The sequence below is a fragment of the Arthrobacter sp. PL16 genome (genome assembly GCF_035985055.1).
Classification (GTDB): domain Bacteria; phylum Actinomycetota; class Actinomycetes; order Actinomycetales; family Micrococcaceae; genus Arthrobacter_D; species Arthrobacter_D cheniae.
Map to the genome: position 1 here is coordinate 305,979 of NZ_JAXCIC010000004.1, position 15,823 is coordinate 321,801.

Consider the following 15,823-nt stretch of genomic DNA (forward strand, 5'->3'; position numbering starts at 1 on the left):
CCCCCGCGGGTTATTCGGTTGCACGGTGCTCTGGCCTCCGGGTCAGTATTCGACCGGGTAGATGTCCGGCTTCTTCGTCGAGGCAGGGACGTTGTTGGAGTTGAGGACCTGCTTCATGACCTTCTGGAAGGACTCACCGGGAATGAGGTAGTACAGGTCCCCCTGGGGCCGCTGAAGCGTGATGACGACGACGTACTTGGGATCCTCGATGGGGGCGATCCCGGCATAGGACAGAGTGTAGCCGTCGTATCCGCCACTGGCGCTGGGCGCTTCCGCCGTACCGGTCTTCGATCCCACGCGGTACTGCTCGAGCTCGCCGGACTTGCCCGACCCCTTCTCCGTCACCGTCTCGAGCATCTTCCGCATCTCCGCCGCGGTCTCCTCGGAGACTACTTTCGTGCCCTCCGCCTCCGGCACCTTGTGCTCCGTTCCATCTGGATCGATGTAGGCCTCCACCAGACGGGGCGTGAGGCGCACGCCGTCGTTCGCGATGGTCTGATACACCATTGCGGTATGGAGGGCGGTCTGTGTCAGGCCCTGCCCGAAGAGCACCGTGTACTGCTGGCGGTCGTCCCATTTGTCCGGCGTCGTCAGGAGCCCCTGGTTCTCCTCGTTCAGCCCGGTACCCAGGGGCTCGCCGATCCCGAACTTCTTGAGCCAGTCGTAGCGCTCCTGCTTCGTCAGCTTCTCGCCGATCTGTACGGTCCCTGTGTTCATCGATTTCGCGAGGACCCCGGCGGCCGTCCGCTTTTCCTTACCGTGCTCCCAGGCATCCTTGAACGTCTGGTCTCCGACCGTGTAGCGGTTGTCGAGCGTGAATTTCGACGTGGGCTCGATCAGTCCCTCCTCGAGTGCCCCTGCGAGCGTGATCACCTTCGTCGTCGAGCCGGGTTCGAAGGACGCGCTGACCGAGTTGGGGGTGCGCTTGTCGGCCGGGGTGGCGCCGGGATCATTCGGATCCGGCGTCGTCGATTCGGCCATCGCGCGGATGGCACCCGTCTCGGCCTCGACGACGACGATGTTGCCCCACTCCGCGTTGTAGTCCTTCACCTGCGAGGCGATGGTCTGCTGGGCGAACCACTGCAGGTCCTGGTCGATGGTGAGCCGGACGCTCTGGCCGTTCACCGCGGGAATGTCCTCGTTGGTGGCGTAGGGGATGCGGATTCCGTCTCCGCCGATCTCGAAGGTCCGGCTGCCCGCTTCCCCCTGCAATGCGTCGTTCAGTGAGTACTCCAAACCCTCCTGGGGCTTCCCGTCCTTCGAGACGTGGCCGATGATCGATCCCGCAACGGGCCCGGCCGGGTAGGTACGCACGCTCGTCTCGTCGGCGTACACGCCCGGAATACCGACGGCCAGGGCACGATTCTTGATCTCGGGGGTCACGGAGGTGGCAACGTAGTTGAACGATTTTTCCCCCAGGACCGCGGCCCTCAGCGTCTCGACGTCGATGTCCAGGACCGTGGAGAGCTCGGTGAGGCCCTGGTCGATCGGGATGCCGGTCTCCCGCCTGACGCCGCCCTCCTCCTCGGGATCATCCACCGTGCGGTCGAACTCCTCGACGGCGCTCAGTCTCTGGTCCACCACCACGTCATAGCGCTCGACGCTCCGCGCGAAATATTTGCCGTTCATATCGACGATCGAGCCCCTGACGGGCGCCACCGTGGTGTTGGTCAATCGCTTGGACAGGCCCACCTGCGCCATGCCGTTGAGGTCCAGTGCCTGCAACTGGAAGAGCCGCACTCCGAGGACCATGAGGAGGACGAGGACGAAGGCGAGCCCTACGCGGAGCCGTGTCGACCCGAGAACCAGGCGGAGGCTGTCAGGGCTGCCGGTGCGTGCAGGGGTCACGGAGGGATCCTTGTCGATCAGTACATGCGGTACGGGAGGAGCGGGTGGGGGCAACGCGGGCGTGACGCCTGCTAGCGGTCGGACCCAGCCTGCTCGGGGCCGGGGATGGTGCCCGACGCCATGCTGCCCGTGTCACTGCTCGACCCTGCATAGTCCGGCGAACCGGCATCCGTGGAAGCTGCGTCCTCGACGACCTCCACCGGCGGGGCCTCGACAGCTACCGGTGCCGGTTGCTCCGTGACGAGGTTCGGTGCGGCGATCAGGACCTCGGGCTTGGGACCCTCCTTCGCAGGTTCGGGCGTGCCGGTTACCTTCTTCGAATCTAGCTCAATGGTTCCGAAGGTCGGGGAGGACACCATGCCGAGTTTCGTCGCGGCCATGGCGAGGTTCTGCGGTGCTTCCCTGCCCTCGATCTCGAGGACGAGGGCTTCGTTCTGCTGGCTGAGTGCCACCTGCTGGTTACGGAGCTGGACCAGTTCGTACTGCGTCCCCGACACGGAGATGTTGAGCATGAGAACTGCAGCCAGAGCAGCGCCGAGCACGAGGAGACTGAGGACGGCGAAGGGGAGCCGTCGCCGTGCGGGCCGCGCGGGCACGACGGACAACGGCGTCCGAGGCTTCTGCGCAACTCCCGCGAGCGTACCCGCCGGCGTGTTGTGGGAGGGAGCGCTCAGCCGCCTGGGAGCGACGGCGAGGGCGCCGTTCCCGGAGAACGCCTGTGCGCTATGCCGCTTCTCAACAGTCAGTGTCTGGCTCATGTTGTCTTCCTGTCGATGGGTCCTGCTTTGATTCGTTCTACGGCGCGCAGTCTGGCCGAGGCCGCCCTGGGGTTCTCTTCGACCTCCGCCGGCGTGGGCGCTTCCGTGCCGCGCGTGAGGGAGCGGAGGTAGGCCTTGTGCTCTTCGAGTTCCACCGGGAACCCGACGGGTGCCGAGGACTTCGTGCCGGCCGTGAAGGCACTCTTCACGATGCGATCCTCGAGGGAGTGGTAGGACATTGCGACCACGCGACCGCCGATCCTGATCGAATCGACGGCGGCCGGGATCGCACGCTCGAGAACGGACAGCTCCTCGTTGACCTCGATCCGCAGGGCCTGGAATGTCCTCTTGGCGGGGTGTCCTCCGGTCCGCGCCGCGGCGGCCGGCACCACGCCGCGGATGACCTCGACGAGCTCGGATGTGGTTCGGAGAGATCGTTCGGTCCTGGCCCGGACGATTGCCGTCGCGATCCGGCCGGCGAACTTCTCCTCGCCCCACGTCCGGATGATGCGGAGGAGGTCCGCCTCGGCGTACGTGTTGACGACCTCGGCGGCCGTGATGCCCTGAGTGGTGTCCATGCGCATGTCGAGGGGTGCGTCGTAGGAGTATGCGAAGCCTCGGTCGCGCTCGTCGAGTTGCAGGGAGGACACACCCAGGTCGAAGAGGATGCCGTCCACGCCGTCGATCCCCAGATCCTCCAGGACCTCAGGTAGCTCGTCGTACACGGCATGGACCAGATCCGTGCGCCCGGCGAAGGGAGCGAGGCGCTCCCCTGCCAGCGCCAACGCCTCGGTGTCGCGATCTATACCGACGAGATGGGTATCGGGAAAACGCTCCAGCATGCTCTCGGAGTGACCGCCCATGCCCAGCGTCGCATCGACGACGACGGCACGGCGCCCCGCCGCTTCGGCGGCTTGGACGGATGGTACGAGGAGGGAGACGCAGCGATCCCGGAGGACGGGGACGTGTCGCTCACCCGTCGGCCGGTCATCGCGCATCCGTCCCCTCCCTCCTGCAGTCCGTTGTTCATCGTCTCTGTAACTTCGCAGGCTGGCGGAGGAGGTGCGCTCTCTGGGATCAGACCCCCATCCGGCCGGACGGTCCTCGCCTGGCTTCGGGGAAGTGAAGCCAGGTGCGGACCGTATCCGGCGGCTGGAGATCTCATCCAAGAGATGTCTTCCGTCCGCTGCTGGTAGTGCTGGTACTGCTTGGATCGAGTCCGGATCAGATGATGCCCGGGAAGCCATCCTCGTCCGTCTCGGAGAAAGCTGTCTCCTTCTCTGTCAGGTAGGAGTCCCATGCGTCAGCCGCCCAGATCTCCGCACGACTACCCGCTCCGATGACCGCGAGATCACGGTCCAACCCTGCGTATGTCCTCAGCGCCGGTGGGATGGTGATCCTGCCCTGCTTGTCCGGGACCTCGTCGGAGGCTCCGGACAGGAAGATACGGTTGTAGTCCCTCGCCTGGCGTGACGAGATCGGTGCGGCCCGCATCTGCTCGTGAACCCTTTCGAACTCACTCGCGCTGAAGACGTAGATGCAACGTTCCTGGCCCCTTGTGAGGACCAGCCCCTCGCTCAGTTCCTCCCGGAACTTCGCTGGAAGGATGAGCCTGCCCTTCTCGTCGAGGCGGGGAGTATGAGTTCCGAGGAACATCCCTGACCGCCTGTTCTGAGTCCGCCAAGCCCAGCTTGTTGCTGCCTTGCTCCTATGTTCCCCACTTTACTCCACAACTCTCCCCGGTCAACGCAACCGGGGCGCGGCGCGCCCTCCTAACCGCTCCCCTGATCGGGATCGATAACCGCTGAAAGCGCCAAGACAAGCGGATCCGGACGTGCGGGGAGCTAAGTGGAGGGGAGTTGCGGGGAGGGAGGACGAACGGCGGGGAGAACGAGTAGAAGGAGGAGTTCGCGTCCGCTCATTCCACTGAAGATCACGGTTAAACAGGAAAGACCCGCCGTAGCGGGTCTTTCCTGTTTATGTGGGCGGTGGTTACGGGAATCAGCTCTGGTCGCGCTTCCGCTCGTCCCACTTGTCCTCGAGGCTGGTCATGAAACCACCCTTACCGCCGGTCGGTGTCTTCGACGGCCTACCGGCCGTCTCACCCCCATCGACCTGCTTCGACTTGGTGGTGGCGAAGTACACTCCTCCACCCATGATCAGGAAGCCTGCCACTCCGATGAAGATGTTCTGATAGACGATGCCTGCAAGCAGGACGAGGATGCCGGCGATCGTGATGAGCGAACCGATGACAAGACGCCTGGTCGACATCGACTTCCGCGTGTCAGAAGCCATCGAATGCGCAAACTTGGGATCGTCGGCGTGCAACTGCTGTTCAAGCTGATCAAGCAACCTCTGCTCGTGTTCCGAGAGTGCCATGACCGCCTCCTTGATGTGGGTACCAACGTTCCTCAACCAACCAACCAACGTCCCGGACGCTGACCAGGTTCCCGGCGGAGGGGCCTGGAACTGCGGGCTCCGGACGACGGAAATGTGTACTTGACGACAGCTGGGCTGCCTCGTTAAAGACTAGTTTGCTACGGGGTGGGCGCAAAGTCACAATGCGGATTCCACGGGGGCTTCCGTTGGAGGCCCTGCGACCCTTATACCGCTCAAGGGCGCGGATCCCGGGCGCCCCGCGGTGGTCCTCCGGAGCCCGTTCCGGGCACTCCGGATGGCCCGGGTCGAGCGCCTCCTTCGTAGCTGTCCGGCTACACGCCACCAGGGGACGAGGATGATCCTCCGGAGTGTCCGCTGCGCGGGTCGTCGTTCCGCTTCGGGGTGAGGAGGCCCGCAGGCATGACGCCTGCACCACCGAACTTCCTGTTCACATCATCGAGGACGCGCTCGGCAAGCCTCCAGTTGTCGTCCCGACGATCGATCGTCAGTTGGGTGGATCCGTCCCCGCCGCTCTCGAGGGCTTCCGCACGCAGGCCGATCAGTCGAACTGCCATAGGTCTATCGCCCAGGGCAGCAAGCAGGGCAGTCGCAGCCGCGTACAGTGCGTTGGCGCTGTCTACCGGCTCATCGAGCTTCTTCGACCGCGTCAGGGTCGAGAAGTCCGCGTACCGGAGTTTCAGCGCGACTCCCCCGGCGCGGTTACCGGAGGCGCGGAGCCTTGTCGCCGTTCGATGCGCGAGTCTCAACAGCTCCCGCCGCAGGACGTCGGAATCCTCGACGTCCCTCGAGAACGTCTCCTCCGCGCCGATGCTCTTCTCCGCCCGCGAGACCACGACACGTCGCGGATCCCTGCCCCACGCCAGCTGGTGGACGTGCTCCCCGGAGCTGCCGAGCAACTGCCTCAGCGCGGACACCGGTGTGTGCGCGACGTCCTCCACGGTGCGGATGCCTATTCGGGCGAGGACCTCCTGGGTTTTCGCTCCCACGCCCCACAGGGCGGACACGGGAAGGGTATGCAGGTAGGCGACGGTCTGATCACCAGGGATGAGCAGGAGCCCGTCCGGTTTGGCCCTTGTCGAGGCGATCTTGGCGACGAACTTCGTCGTCGCAGCGCCGACGCTCGCGGTGATGCCGAGAGTGGACAGGATCTCCGCCCGCACCTGCTCGCCGATCTCGCGCGGGCCGCCCAGCCGACGCATGGAACCGGCAACGTCGAGGAAGGCCTCGTCGACGCTCAGTTGCTCCACATGTGGAGTGACGGAGCGGAAGATGCGCATCACCTGGCTGGATACCTCCGAGTACCTCTGGTGATGTGGCGGCAGGATCACGGCTGTAGGGCATTGGCGCATCGCAACCGACATGGGCATGGCCGAGCGGACGCCGAAAGCCCGGGCCTCGTAGGAGGCCGACAGGACGACTGATCGCCCGGAGGGCGAGCCGACGACGACGGGTACCCCGTGCAGGTGCGGATGGTCGAGCAGCTCGACGGCGACGAAGAAAGCATCCATGTCGATATGGAGGATGTGACACTCCGCGTACTCGGTCGGCTTCTGCCCCTCGTCCTTCACCACGCACACATCGTACGCAGTACTACTGACAAGCCACCGTCCCGTACGGCGAACGCCCTCAAGGCCTTCGGGAGCGACGGGACCGACAGATAGAGTGGAAGCTCCAGACCAGCCGACCTGCCCGGGAGATCCATGCTGTCCGCACCTGCCACCCCCTACCAGGGCAGCCCCGCTCACGATGTCACCGCTGAGCAGGATCTTTTCCGCGGTTCCCTGACGCGCACCATCGACGGCTTCCTGGCCGAGCAGCGGGACGTGTTGGCCGCCATCTCCGAGGAATCGTTGCCCCTCATCTCGAGCATCGCAACGCTGACCGGAGGCGGCAAGAGGATGCGTGCGCTCCTGTGCTACTGGGGGTGGCGGGCCGCGGGAGGATCAGCAGGGGCGTCCGCACCCGTCACGGCCGGGACGGCACTCGAGTTCTTCCAGGCCGCCGCCCTGATCCACGACGACATCATCGACCGCTCGGACACCAGGCGCGGGCGTCCGAGCGTGCACCGGCAGTTCACGGCCAGTCATACGGATGCGGGTTGGCATCTGGATCCCGAGCGTTTCGGTGTGTCGGCCGCAATCCTTGCGGGAGACCTCTGCCTTGCCTTCAGCGAGGAGCTCTTCACGTCGTCGTGCTCCTCCGAAGCGGGCGGTGCTGCCCGGATCATCTTCAACCGGATGCGCACCGAGGTGATGGCGGGACAGTACCTCGATCTCCTCGAGGAGGCGGTCGGGCCGGACCAGACGCCGGAGGTAGCCGAGGAAAGGGCGCTGAACATTCTGCGGTTCAAGTCCGCCAAGTACTCGATGGAACGTCCACTGATGCTCGGGGGCGCGCTCGCCGGCGCCGACGAGGCACTGCTGTCGGCCTATTCCGCGTTCGCGCTCCCCCTGGGCGAGGCATTTCAGCTTCGCGATGACGTACTCGGCGTCTTCGGGGACCCGGACGTGACGGGGAAGCCTGCAGGCGACGATCTCCGGGAGGGCAAGCGCACCTTCCTCATCGCACGGGCCCTTGGATCCAGCGGGACCGATGCCCGGGCAAGGATCAACGGGATGCTGGGAGATACCTCCCTCGACGCGGCTTCCGTCCACACCCTGCGCGGACTCATCATCGCGAGCGGAGCGCTGGCCCATACCGAGCAACTCATCGCTTCGAAGTCGGAGCAGGCCTTCAGAGCGCTCGAAGAGCTCGACATCGACGCGGTCTCGATGGAGGCCCTCCGCCTCCTCGCCGAAGCGGCGGTGACCAGGAGCGCCTGATCGATCCCGGCCGTCGGCGAGCCTCGGTCGGCGATCACGTCGGCGACTCGCGGTCGGCGATCAGGACGAACACCCGCCAGGGGCAGGGCAACCCGGGAACTGCTACCAGGCGGCTGCCTGGGCACGACGCCGGATCTCGGTCTTCCGGCCCTCGCGCAGGGCGTCGATCGGACGACCCGGCAGCGACTCATCCTCTGTGTAGAGCCACCGGATGATGTCCTCGTCCCCGTAGCCCGAATCGGCCAGGACGACGATGGTGCCCTTCAGGCTGTCGAGGACGGCACCTTCCACCAGGAACTCGGCGGGGACGCTGCGGATGTTCCGATCACCGATCCGCACGCTGACGAGAGACTTCTCGCTGATGAGCGAGTGCACTCTCGTGATCGGGAGGTCGAGTGCCCTGGCCACATCGGGAAGGTTCAGCCAGGACGGGACGAGGAGTTCTAGTTCATTCACCGTTCAAGGGTGCCACGCCCACACTCCCCACCTCTACTCGGGTCGACGCCATCACCGACCCATACTCGCCGGACGTACATCCTTTACCGCTCGCCGTCCTGGCGACACGCAGGCCGACAGAGGACGACACGCCGCAGCGGAGCCTTCCGCGCTTTCGGGACCACTTGTGCTAAAGCCTTTATCGTGTAAGTTCACAGGAGTCACACAAGCAACACTAACAACACGTGACACAACAGCATCAGCACGTGCATGTGCCCGGACAGGAAGTTCTCCACCGGGCTCATGCGTCCGCGCGGACTCAGCCGCCAACAGACGAGGAACGAAACATGACTGCCCAGCGATCGAACGCACCGCTGCACGGCGCCCGCAAGAAGGCCGTCGGCGCGAGCCCGCGCCGCTTGAACATCGCCGTCACCACTGCCGCGCTGCCCGCGGTGATCCTCTCTTCCGTGGCCCTCGCCCAACCGGCAGCGGCAGCGCCCGCTCAGGTCGCTTCGACCGCCCACCACCTCGGCGGAACGGCAATCACTCTTCCCTCGAGGGCAATCGTGCCGGCCGCTCTGGTCGCCGTACAGGTACCCGCGCAGAAGATCGCGGTTGTGACGCAGACGATTCCGAGCGAGTACACCATCAAGCCCGGGGACACCATCGGTGCGATCGCCAAGAGGTACGGGCTGGCCACGAACGCCGTCCTCACCCTCAACAGCATGGACGCACGGACGATCATCTACCCGGGCCGGAAGATCAAGCTGACCGGCACCGCGCCCGGTGGGAAGCCATCGCCCGCACCCGCGGCTCCAGCCGGCGAGAAGCCCGGATCCACCTACGTCGTGAAGCCTGGTGACACCCTCGGTGCCATCGCTACCCGTAACGGCGTGAGCCTCCAGAGCCTCCTCTCAGGCAACAACCTGTCGATGAACTCGATCATCTACCCGGGCCAGAAGCTCGCCCTCGGAGGCAAGGCTCCCGCGGCTGCTCCCGCCCCGGCTCCGGGCAAGCCCGCACCCGCACCGGTCGACGGCGGCTCCTACACCGTGAAGGGCGGAGACACCCTCGGTGCCATCGCCTCCCGGAACGGAGTGGGCCTCGACTCGCTGCTGAAGGCGAACGGCCTCTCCATGACGTCGATCATCTACCCGGGCCAGAAGCTGAAGCTGACAGGGTCGGTCACTACCCAGTCCACCCCGCCGAAGGCGAACCAGCCCGCCCCGGCGCCGGCCCCCCAGTCCGGCTCCTACACCGTGAAGGGCGGAGACACCCTCGGTGCCATCGCCTCCCGGAACGGGGTGGCGCTGCCGGCACTGCTGAGCGCGAACAAGATGACGACGTCCACTGTCATCTACCCCGGGCAGAAGCTCACGATCCCCGGCAAGAGCGGCACCCCGGCACCTGCTCCGGCCCCCACTGCCACCGACCTCGTCCCGTCGACGTTCCTCGGCTACACATATCCGGACAGGGTGGTGGCGGACGCCAACGCCAACAAGGCGCTGCTGAACTCCCTGCCCGCGCCGTCGCAGGCTGAGATGAAGCAGATCGTTGCCGACACGGCGCGCTCCATGGGCGTCGATCCCAGCCTCGCACTCGCCTTCGCCTACCAGGAGTCCGGCTTCAACCAGCGGTCGGTGTCTCCTGCGAACGCCATCGGCACCATGCAGGTCATCCCCTCGTCCGGCCAGTGGGCAAGCGACCTCGTAGGTCGCAAGCTCAACCTCATGGATCCTCACGACAACGCTACGGCCGGTGTCGCGATCATCCGCTCGCTCGTTCGCACGAGCCCGTCGCTGGATATTGCAATCGCCTCCTATTACCAGGGGCAGTACTCGGTGCAGTCCCGGGGCATGTACGAGGACACCAAGCAGTACGTCGCCGCGATCAAGTCCCACCAGAAGAACTTCCGGTAGGTCCGGACCGGAGTTCGCGCAGAACTCCCGGAGCAAGGCCGAGGAGGGGGCGGGATCGCGTGGTGGTCCCGCCCCCTCCTGCTGCGCCCGTTTAGTATCGGATGGTGCACCAACAACGGAAGGACCCCCTCGAGGGCGCGACTGTCGACGGACGCTACGTCGTCCAGTCGCGGTTGGCCCGCGGGGGCATGTCCACGGTGTACCTCGCCACCGACCGTCGGCTGGATCGTCGGGTTGCGCTCAAGGTCCTCTACCCGCACCTCGCCGACCAACCCGGCTTCATCGACCGCTTCGAGCAGGAAGCGAAGTCGGCGGCCCGCCTGTCCCACCCCCACGTCGTGGGTGTCCTCGATCAGGGGGTCGACGAGATCAACGGGCAGGCCGTGGCCTACCTCGTCATGGAATTCGTGCAGGGCCGTACCCTTCGGGACCTGCTTCGCGAACACGGCCGGCTCACTCCGCGCCATGCCCTGGTGCTCCTCGACGCCGTCGTCGAAGGGCTCGCGGCCGCACATGACGCCGGCCTCGTCCACCGTGACGTGAAGCCCGAGAATGTGCTCCTGTCGGATACCGGGCAGGTGAAGATCGCCGATTTCGGCCTTGCGCGGGCAGTCTCGGCAACCACCGGTACGGCCACCCTCGTCGGCACGGTCGCCTACCTCTCCCCCGAGCTCGTCCTCGGCAAACCCGCCGAGGCACAGAGCGATATCTACTCGACGGGCGTCATGCTCTTCGAACTCCTGACCGGCAAGCAGCCCTTCACCGGCGAGACGCCCATCCAAGTCGCTATCCAGCACGCCCAGTCCGATGTACCCGCACCCTCCGTCCTCCTGCCGGGATTACCCGAGGACATCGATGAACTCGTCCAGTGGTGCACGTCCCGGGATCCTGAGGATCGGCCCGTCAACGGAGCGGCGCTGCTCGGCGAACTCCGGCACATCAGTGCCGTCCTGACCGATGAGGAACTGGATTTCGCTCCCGCGGATGCGCCCGGACCCCGCCCGGTCCAGAACACCCTCACCTCCGCCGTCGTCCCGCGCATCTCCGTCGATGAACCCGACCACGACGGCTACCGCACGGAGGCACTGCCGCGCACAGGGTTCGCCGACGACGCACGCGTGGAAGCCCCGGCGCCGGGCGGAGCCACGGAGGCCTTCCCACGGACGATGCAGGACGACAACTCCACCAGCGTGATCGGAAGGGACCACAACGCGACGCGCGTGATCGGAACCATGCCCGCGGCTCCGCCGTCCTTCGGCCGGCCGCACGGTACGCCTGCGGCAGCAGCCTCCAGCCAGGCTGTCTCCCCGCCGACCGACACCATGAGAATCGGACACCCCGGGAGCCACGAAAGCGCCTCCTGGACCGACGGCGACGTCGGCTGGTACGACGGGCACACCGAACAGGACGCACCCGAGGCCGGGCGTGACAACACCGGACGCGATGGCGGCGAGCGGCCGGCCGGCGCGCGCACCGCGGGGAGCACGGCACGCCCCCTGTCCAAACGGCAGCAGTCCCGTCAGGCGCAGCGCCCGCAGAAGTCCCTCCACGGCCGAGCGGCACGCCGCTGGGTGCGCGTACTCGTCGCCCTGCTGATCATGCTGGCAGCGCTCGTCGCCATTGCGAGCTGGTTCTTCGGTGCGGGACCTGCGGGAGTCGTGTCCCTTCCCGATGTCGCCGACGTGCCGCTCGAGCAAGCGCGCGCAGCGCTTGACGAGCAGGGCCTCGCGTCCCTCACCACGGAGGAGGTCTTCAACGAGCAGGTCCTTGCGGGACTCGTGATTGCGACCGATCCGGTCGCGTCGTCCGAGGTCCGTCGGTTCGAGCCGGTCGAACTCATCGTGTCCAAGGGACCCGAACTCTTCGACGTCCCTGACCTCCTCGGCAGGACGGCGGTCGAGGCCGCCGTCGAACTCGGTTCGGCCGGGCTCGCTCTCGGAGGCGTGGAGGAGGAGTACAACGAGGAGGTGACTGCAGGAGACGTCTTCCGCCAGACACCCGAGAAGGGCGCCGAACGGCGCCGCGATTCCACGGTGGACGTCGTCGTGTCACTCGGGCCGGCACCGATCGCCGTTCCCGACGTCGCCGGACTCACCGAGCAGGAAGCGGTGTCCGCTCTCGAGCAGGCGGGCCTGGAGGCCGTGGTCGCCGAGGTCAAGGAGTACAGCAGGACCGTTCCGGCGGGCTCTGTCATCAGCCAGGCTCCGACGGCCGTCGAGGTGCAGCGGGGTACACCGGTCACGCTGACACTGTCCCGGGGACCGCGCTCGGTGAAGGTGCCCAACGTCTTCTCACTGCCCGAGGACCGGGCCGTCGCTGCCCTGGAAGCGGCCGGTTTCATGGTGCAGGTCGACTACACCTTCGGCAGCGCTGTCCTCGGCCTCGTGGCCGGACAGAGCCCGACTGGCGATCAGCCCGAAGGGACGACGGTACGCATCACCGTCACGTAGATGATCCGGTCAGCTCTTGGAGAGAGCGCCCGCGACGAGGAACGCCATCTCGAGTGACTGCATGTGGTTCAGGCGTGGGTCGCACACCGACTCATAGCGCTCCAGGAACGCGTCCTGGTCGATGGGGTCGGCTCCGCCGAGGCACTCGGCGACGTCGTCGCCGGTCATCTCCACGTGCATGCCGCCCGGGAAGGTACCCAGCGCATTGTGGACCTCGAAGAACCCGCGTACCTCGTCGATGACGTCGTCGAAGTTACGGGTCTTGTACCCGTTGGGAGACGTCACCGTATTCCCGTGCATGGGATCGGTGACCCACAGGACCTGAGCGCCGGAGGCCGTCACGCGCTCGACGAGCTTCGGCAGTTTCTCGCGGATGTTCGTGGCCCCCATGCGGGTGATGAAGGTCAGGCGTCCCGGTTCGCGGTTCGGATCGAGCTTGTCGATCAGCGCGAGGGCGTCGTCGGCCGATGTGGACGGACCGAGCTTTACGCCGATCGGGTTCCTGACACGCGACAGGAAGTCCACGTGCGCCCCGTCGATCTCGCGCGTCCGCTCCCCGATCCAGAGGAAGTGGGCGGACGTGTCATAGGGCAGCGAGGTACGTGAATCGATCCGGGTCAGCGCACGCTCGTAGTCCAGCAGCAGAGCCTCATGGCTCGCGAAGAACTCAACGCGCTTCAGGGCCTCGAAGTCGGCGCCGCATGCGTCCATGAAACGCACGGCGCGGTCGATCTCCCGGGCCAAGGACTCGTAGCGCGAGTGCGCCGGGTTGGCCATGAAACCCTTGTTCCAGTGGTGGACCAGTCGGAGGTCCGCGAACCCACCCTGGGTGAAGGCGCGGATGAGATTCAGGGTCGAAGCCGAGGTGTGGTAGGCCTTCACCATGCGTGAAGCATCGTGCCCGCGGCTCTCCGGGGTGAAGTCGTACCCGTTGACCATGTCACCGCGGTACGCCGGGAGCGTCACGCCGTCGCGCGTCTCGTCGTTGGAGGACCTCGGCTTGGCGAACTGGCCCGCCATACGGCCCATCTTGATGACGGGCAGTGATGCGCCATAGGTCAGGACGACGGCCATCTGCAGGATCGTGCGGACCCTGGCGCTGATCCTGTCGGCGGTGGCGCCGTCGAAGGTCTCCGCGCAGTCACCGCCCTGCAGGAGGAAGGCCTTGCCCTGAGCCGCGGCCGCGAGGCGCTCGCGGAGCACATCCACCTCGCCGGCGAAAACGAGTGGCGGAAGACTCGAGAGTTCCTTGACCGACGCCGAATACACACCCGGATCCTGCCATGTGGGCTGCTGCACCGCGGTCATCGAGCGCCAGGCATCGAGGCCGGCGGTGGTCGATGAGGCGGATTCCGTCGAACGCGGAAGGACAGGAGTCAGGAAATCAGTCACACCCGAATTCTACGTGCTGGGGGGACATGCCCCGATTCGCCCCGTCATCGCCGCGTAGCGATGTGTCACAGAGGCCGGCGCCTCCACCTGTCCGCCTAGCCCGCCTGGGGTCCGGCGTTCTTGCCCTTGTCCACCGCGGCGTCATCCGTCACCGGGGGCTGCTCGTCGGAGGAGTTCGCCCTGCCAATCTCGGTGACGGCTCCGGGCGCCGGAGCGTTGCTGTCCGTCGAGATGCGCACCGCGGCACGGCGCGTGTCGGCTCCCGGCTTCGGGGTCTTCCGCCCTGCTAGCTTCTCGGCAGCGAGGCGCTCCTTGACCGTGCTGGCGTACGCGTCCACGTATTCCTGCCCCGACAGGCGCATCAGTTCGTACATGATCTCGTCCGTGACGGACCGCTGGACGAATCGGTCGTCCTCCAGTCCCTCGTAACGGCTGAAGTCGAGCGGCTCACCGATGATGATGCCCACCCGCCTGATGTTGGGGATGCGCCGGCCGATGGGCTGGACCTTGTCGGTTCCGATCATCGCCACGGGAATCACCGGGACGCCGGTGGCAAGCACGAGCTTGGCAACACCTGTCTTTCCCCGGTACAGGCGCCCGTCCGGGCTGCGGGTACCTTCGGGATAGATTCCCAGGACGCCGCCCTCATTGAGGATGTCCATGCCGGCCGTCAACGAGGACGACGACGCCGCCCCGCCCGAACGGTCCATGGGCAGTTGGTTCGAGAGGCGGAAGAACATCGCGGTAAGCCTGCCCTTGAAGCCCTTCCCTGTGAAGTACTCGGACTTCGCGAGGAAGACGACGGGCCGAGGCACGACGATCGGCAGGAAGATCGAGTCGGAGAAGGACAGGTGGTTACTGACGATTACCGCAGGACCGGAGGAGGGGATGTTGTCGAGTCCCTTGACCCAGGGCCGGAAGAGGAGGTTCAGGATCGGACCGACGATGATCCGTTTCATGACCCAATAGAACACGCTGCCAGCCTCCCTGCATGGACGGTGCGGCACGTTGCATGCCACCCGCTTTTTCCTGTGGAAGCCTACTCTAAGGGTTTGGTGCCGACGGACGCTCGGCGTTCGATGGTAAGGGAACCGGCGAGCGGGTAGAACAGACCGGTTGACGTAGCGCCGGTCGGTGTCCACGATTGAACCAGCACGCCCTCCGATCACCAGGATGCCGGCCCGATGTCCTCGAGCCCAGGCGCAGCACGCGACAGCAGGTAGCAAAGTATGGGCCCCCGAGGTCAGGAACCGAACGAATCGACCGATGACGCCGTATGGCAGGACCTTGTGGCCCGGCTGGAGGGTACCGGCGTCGATCCTGGGTCCCCCGACGCCCCCCGACGGGAGCACGACTTTCCCCCCGCCGGTGCCGCAGGAACTCACCCGGACGGTCGCGGCGCACACAGGACGGACGCCCACGGAACCCGCAGCAGCACGGACGGCGACGGCCTGACCGATCGGGAGCGGGCAGAGGCCATCTTCCGCAACCAACCCTTCAGCTCGGCCGGTCCGCGGGATTACGACGCACCAGTGGAGCCCGAGGAGGAGGACAGCGGCTTCACGCCTGACGAGCCGCCTCCGCTCGGCTCGGGCGATCCCCTGACGGTCCTTGCCTGGATCGGGGCGGCCGGCGGACCGATCCTGCTCCTCCTGTTCGCCATGTTCTGGCGCGACGCTCCCCTGGCAGCCACGCTCGGAGTAGTCGCCCTGTTCCTGGCGGGCGTCGGCTTCCTCGTGACGAAACTGCCGAAGCACCGGGATATCGGGGACGACGGCGCCGAAGTGTGACGCCTC

At 66.2% G+C, this 15,823-nt stretch carries 13 protein-coding genes; 4 read left to right on the plus strand and 9 right to left on the minus strand.

Annotated elements, in window-relative coordinates:
* Positions 1-42 precede the first annotated feature (42 nt).
* The 6 genes from RCH21_RS10890 to dinB form a co-directional block, all read right to left on the minus strand.
* Positions 43-1,848 carry a peptidoglycan D,D-transpeptidase FtsI family protein gene (locus RCH21_RS10890; RefSeq protein ID WP_235830698.1) on the minus strand — a complete coding sequence of 602 codons (1,806 nt, stop codon included), beginning with the start codon at positions 1,846-1,848 and terminating at the stop codon, positions 43-45.
* A gap of 71 nt (positions 1,849-1,919) precedes the next feature.
* Complete coding sequence (locus tag RCH21_RS10895) at positions 1,920-2,606, minus strand: hypothetical protein (RefSeq protein WP_326964380.1); 687 nt, start codon at positions 2,604-2,606, stop codon at positions 1,920-1,922.
* Positions 2,603-3,604 carry a 16S rRNA (cytosine(1402)-N(4))-methyltransferase RsmH gene (gene rsmH, locus RCH21_RS10900; RefSeq protein WP_326964381.1) on the minus strand — a complete coding sequence of 334 codons (1,002 nt, stop codon included), beginning with the start codon at positions 3,602-3,604 and terminating at the stop codon, positions 2,603-2,605. Before rsmH ends, RCH21_RS10895 begins: the two co-directional genes overlap by 4 nt.
* A 226-nt stretch (positions 3,605-3,830) precedes the next feature.
* Positions 3,831-4,262: a division/cell wall cluster transcriptional repressor MraZ gene (mraZ, locus tag RCH21_RS10905; RefSeq protein WP_120149220.1), complete on the minus strand. Its 432-nt coding sequence runs from the start codon at positions 4,260-4,262 to the stop codon at positions 3,831-3,833.
* 345 nt (positions 4,263-4,607) lie between these two features.
* Entirely contained in the window at positions 4,608-4,985 is a 378-nt protein-coding gene (locus tag RCH21_RS10910) for a DUF3040 domain-containing protein (protein ID WP_120149221.1), read from the minus strand.
* A gap of 332 nt (positions 4,986-5,317) precedes the next feature.
* On the minus strand, positions 5,318-6,577 hold the full coding sequence (dinB, locus tag RCH21_RS10915; RefSeq protein WP_326964382.1) for a DNA polymerase IV: 1,260 nt from the start codon (positions 6,575-6,577) through the stop codon (positions 5,318-5,320).
* Positions 6,578-6,706: 129 nt separating this feature from the next.
* On the opposite strand from dinB, the gene RCH21_RS10920 reads away from it, so the two are divergent.
* Entirely contained in the window at positions 6,707-7,828 is a 1,122-nt protein-coding gene (locus tag RCH21_RS10920) for a polyprenyl synthetase family protein (RefSeq protein ID WP_326964383.1), read from the plus strand.
* Between the two features lie 102 nt (positions 7,829-7,930).
* On the opposite strand, the gene RCH21_RS10925 is transcribed toward RCH21_RS10920, so the two are convergent.
* Entirely contained in the window at positions 7,931-8,284 is a 354-nt protein-coding gene (locus RCH21_RS10925) for an Rv2175c family DNA-binding protein (protein WP_120149223.1), read from the minus strand.
* A 326-nt stretch (positions 8,285-8,610) separates the two neighbouring features.
* On the opposite strand from RCH21_RS10925, the gene RCH21_RS10930 reads away from it, so the two are divergent.
* Entirely contained in the window at positions 8,611-10,185 is a 1,575-nt protein-coding gene (locus tag RCH21_RS10930) for a LysM peptidoglycan-binding domain-containing protein (protein WP_326964384.1), read from the plus strand.
* 101 nt (positions 10,186-10,286) lie between these two features.
* Positions 10,287-12,635, plus strand: coding sequence for a Stk1 family PASTA domain-containing Ser/Thr kinase (locus RCH21_RS10935; protein ID WP_326964385.1), 2,349 nt, complete (start codon positions 10,287-10,289; stop codon positions 12,633-12,635).
* Positions 12,636-12,644: 9 nt separating this feature from the next.
* Here the strand turns inward: RCH21_RS10935 and RCH21_RS10940 are convergent, their stop codons facing one another.
* Entirely contained in the window at positions 12,645-14,027 is a 1,383-nt protein-coding gene (locus RCH21_RS10940) for a class II 3-deoxy-7-phosphoheptulonate synthase (RefSeq protein ID WP_120149226.1), read from the minus strand.
* Between the two features lie 95 nt (positions 14,028-14,122).
* On the minus strand, positions 14,123-15,001 hold the full coding sequence (locus RCH21_RS10945) for a lysophospholipid acyltransferase family protein (protein WP_326964386.1): 879 nt from the start codon (positions 14,999-15,001) through the stop codon (positions 14,123-14,125).
* 255 nt (positions 15,002-15,256) lie between these two features.
* On the opposite strand from RCH21_RS10945, the gene RCH21_RS10950 reads away from it, so the two are divergent.
* Positions 15,257-15,817, plus strand: a complete 561-nt coding sequence (locus tag RCH21_RS10950) for a hypothetical protein (protein ID WP_326964387.1) — start codon at positions 15,257-15,259, stop codon at positions 15,815-15,817.
* The last annotated feature ends 6 nt before the right edge of the window (positions 15,818-15,823 follow it).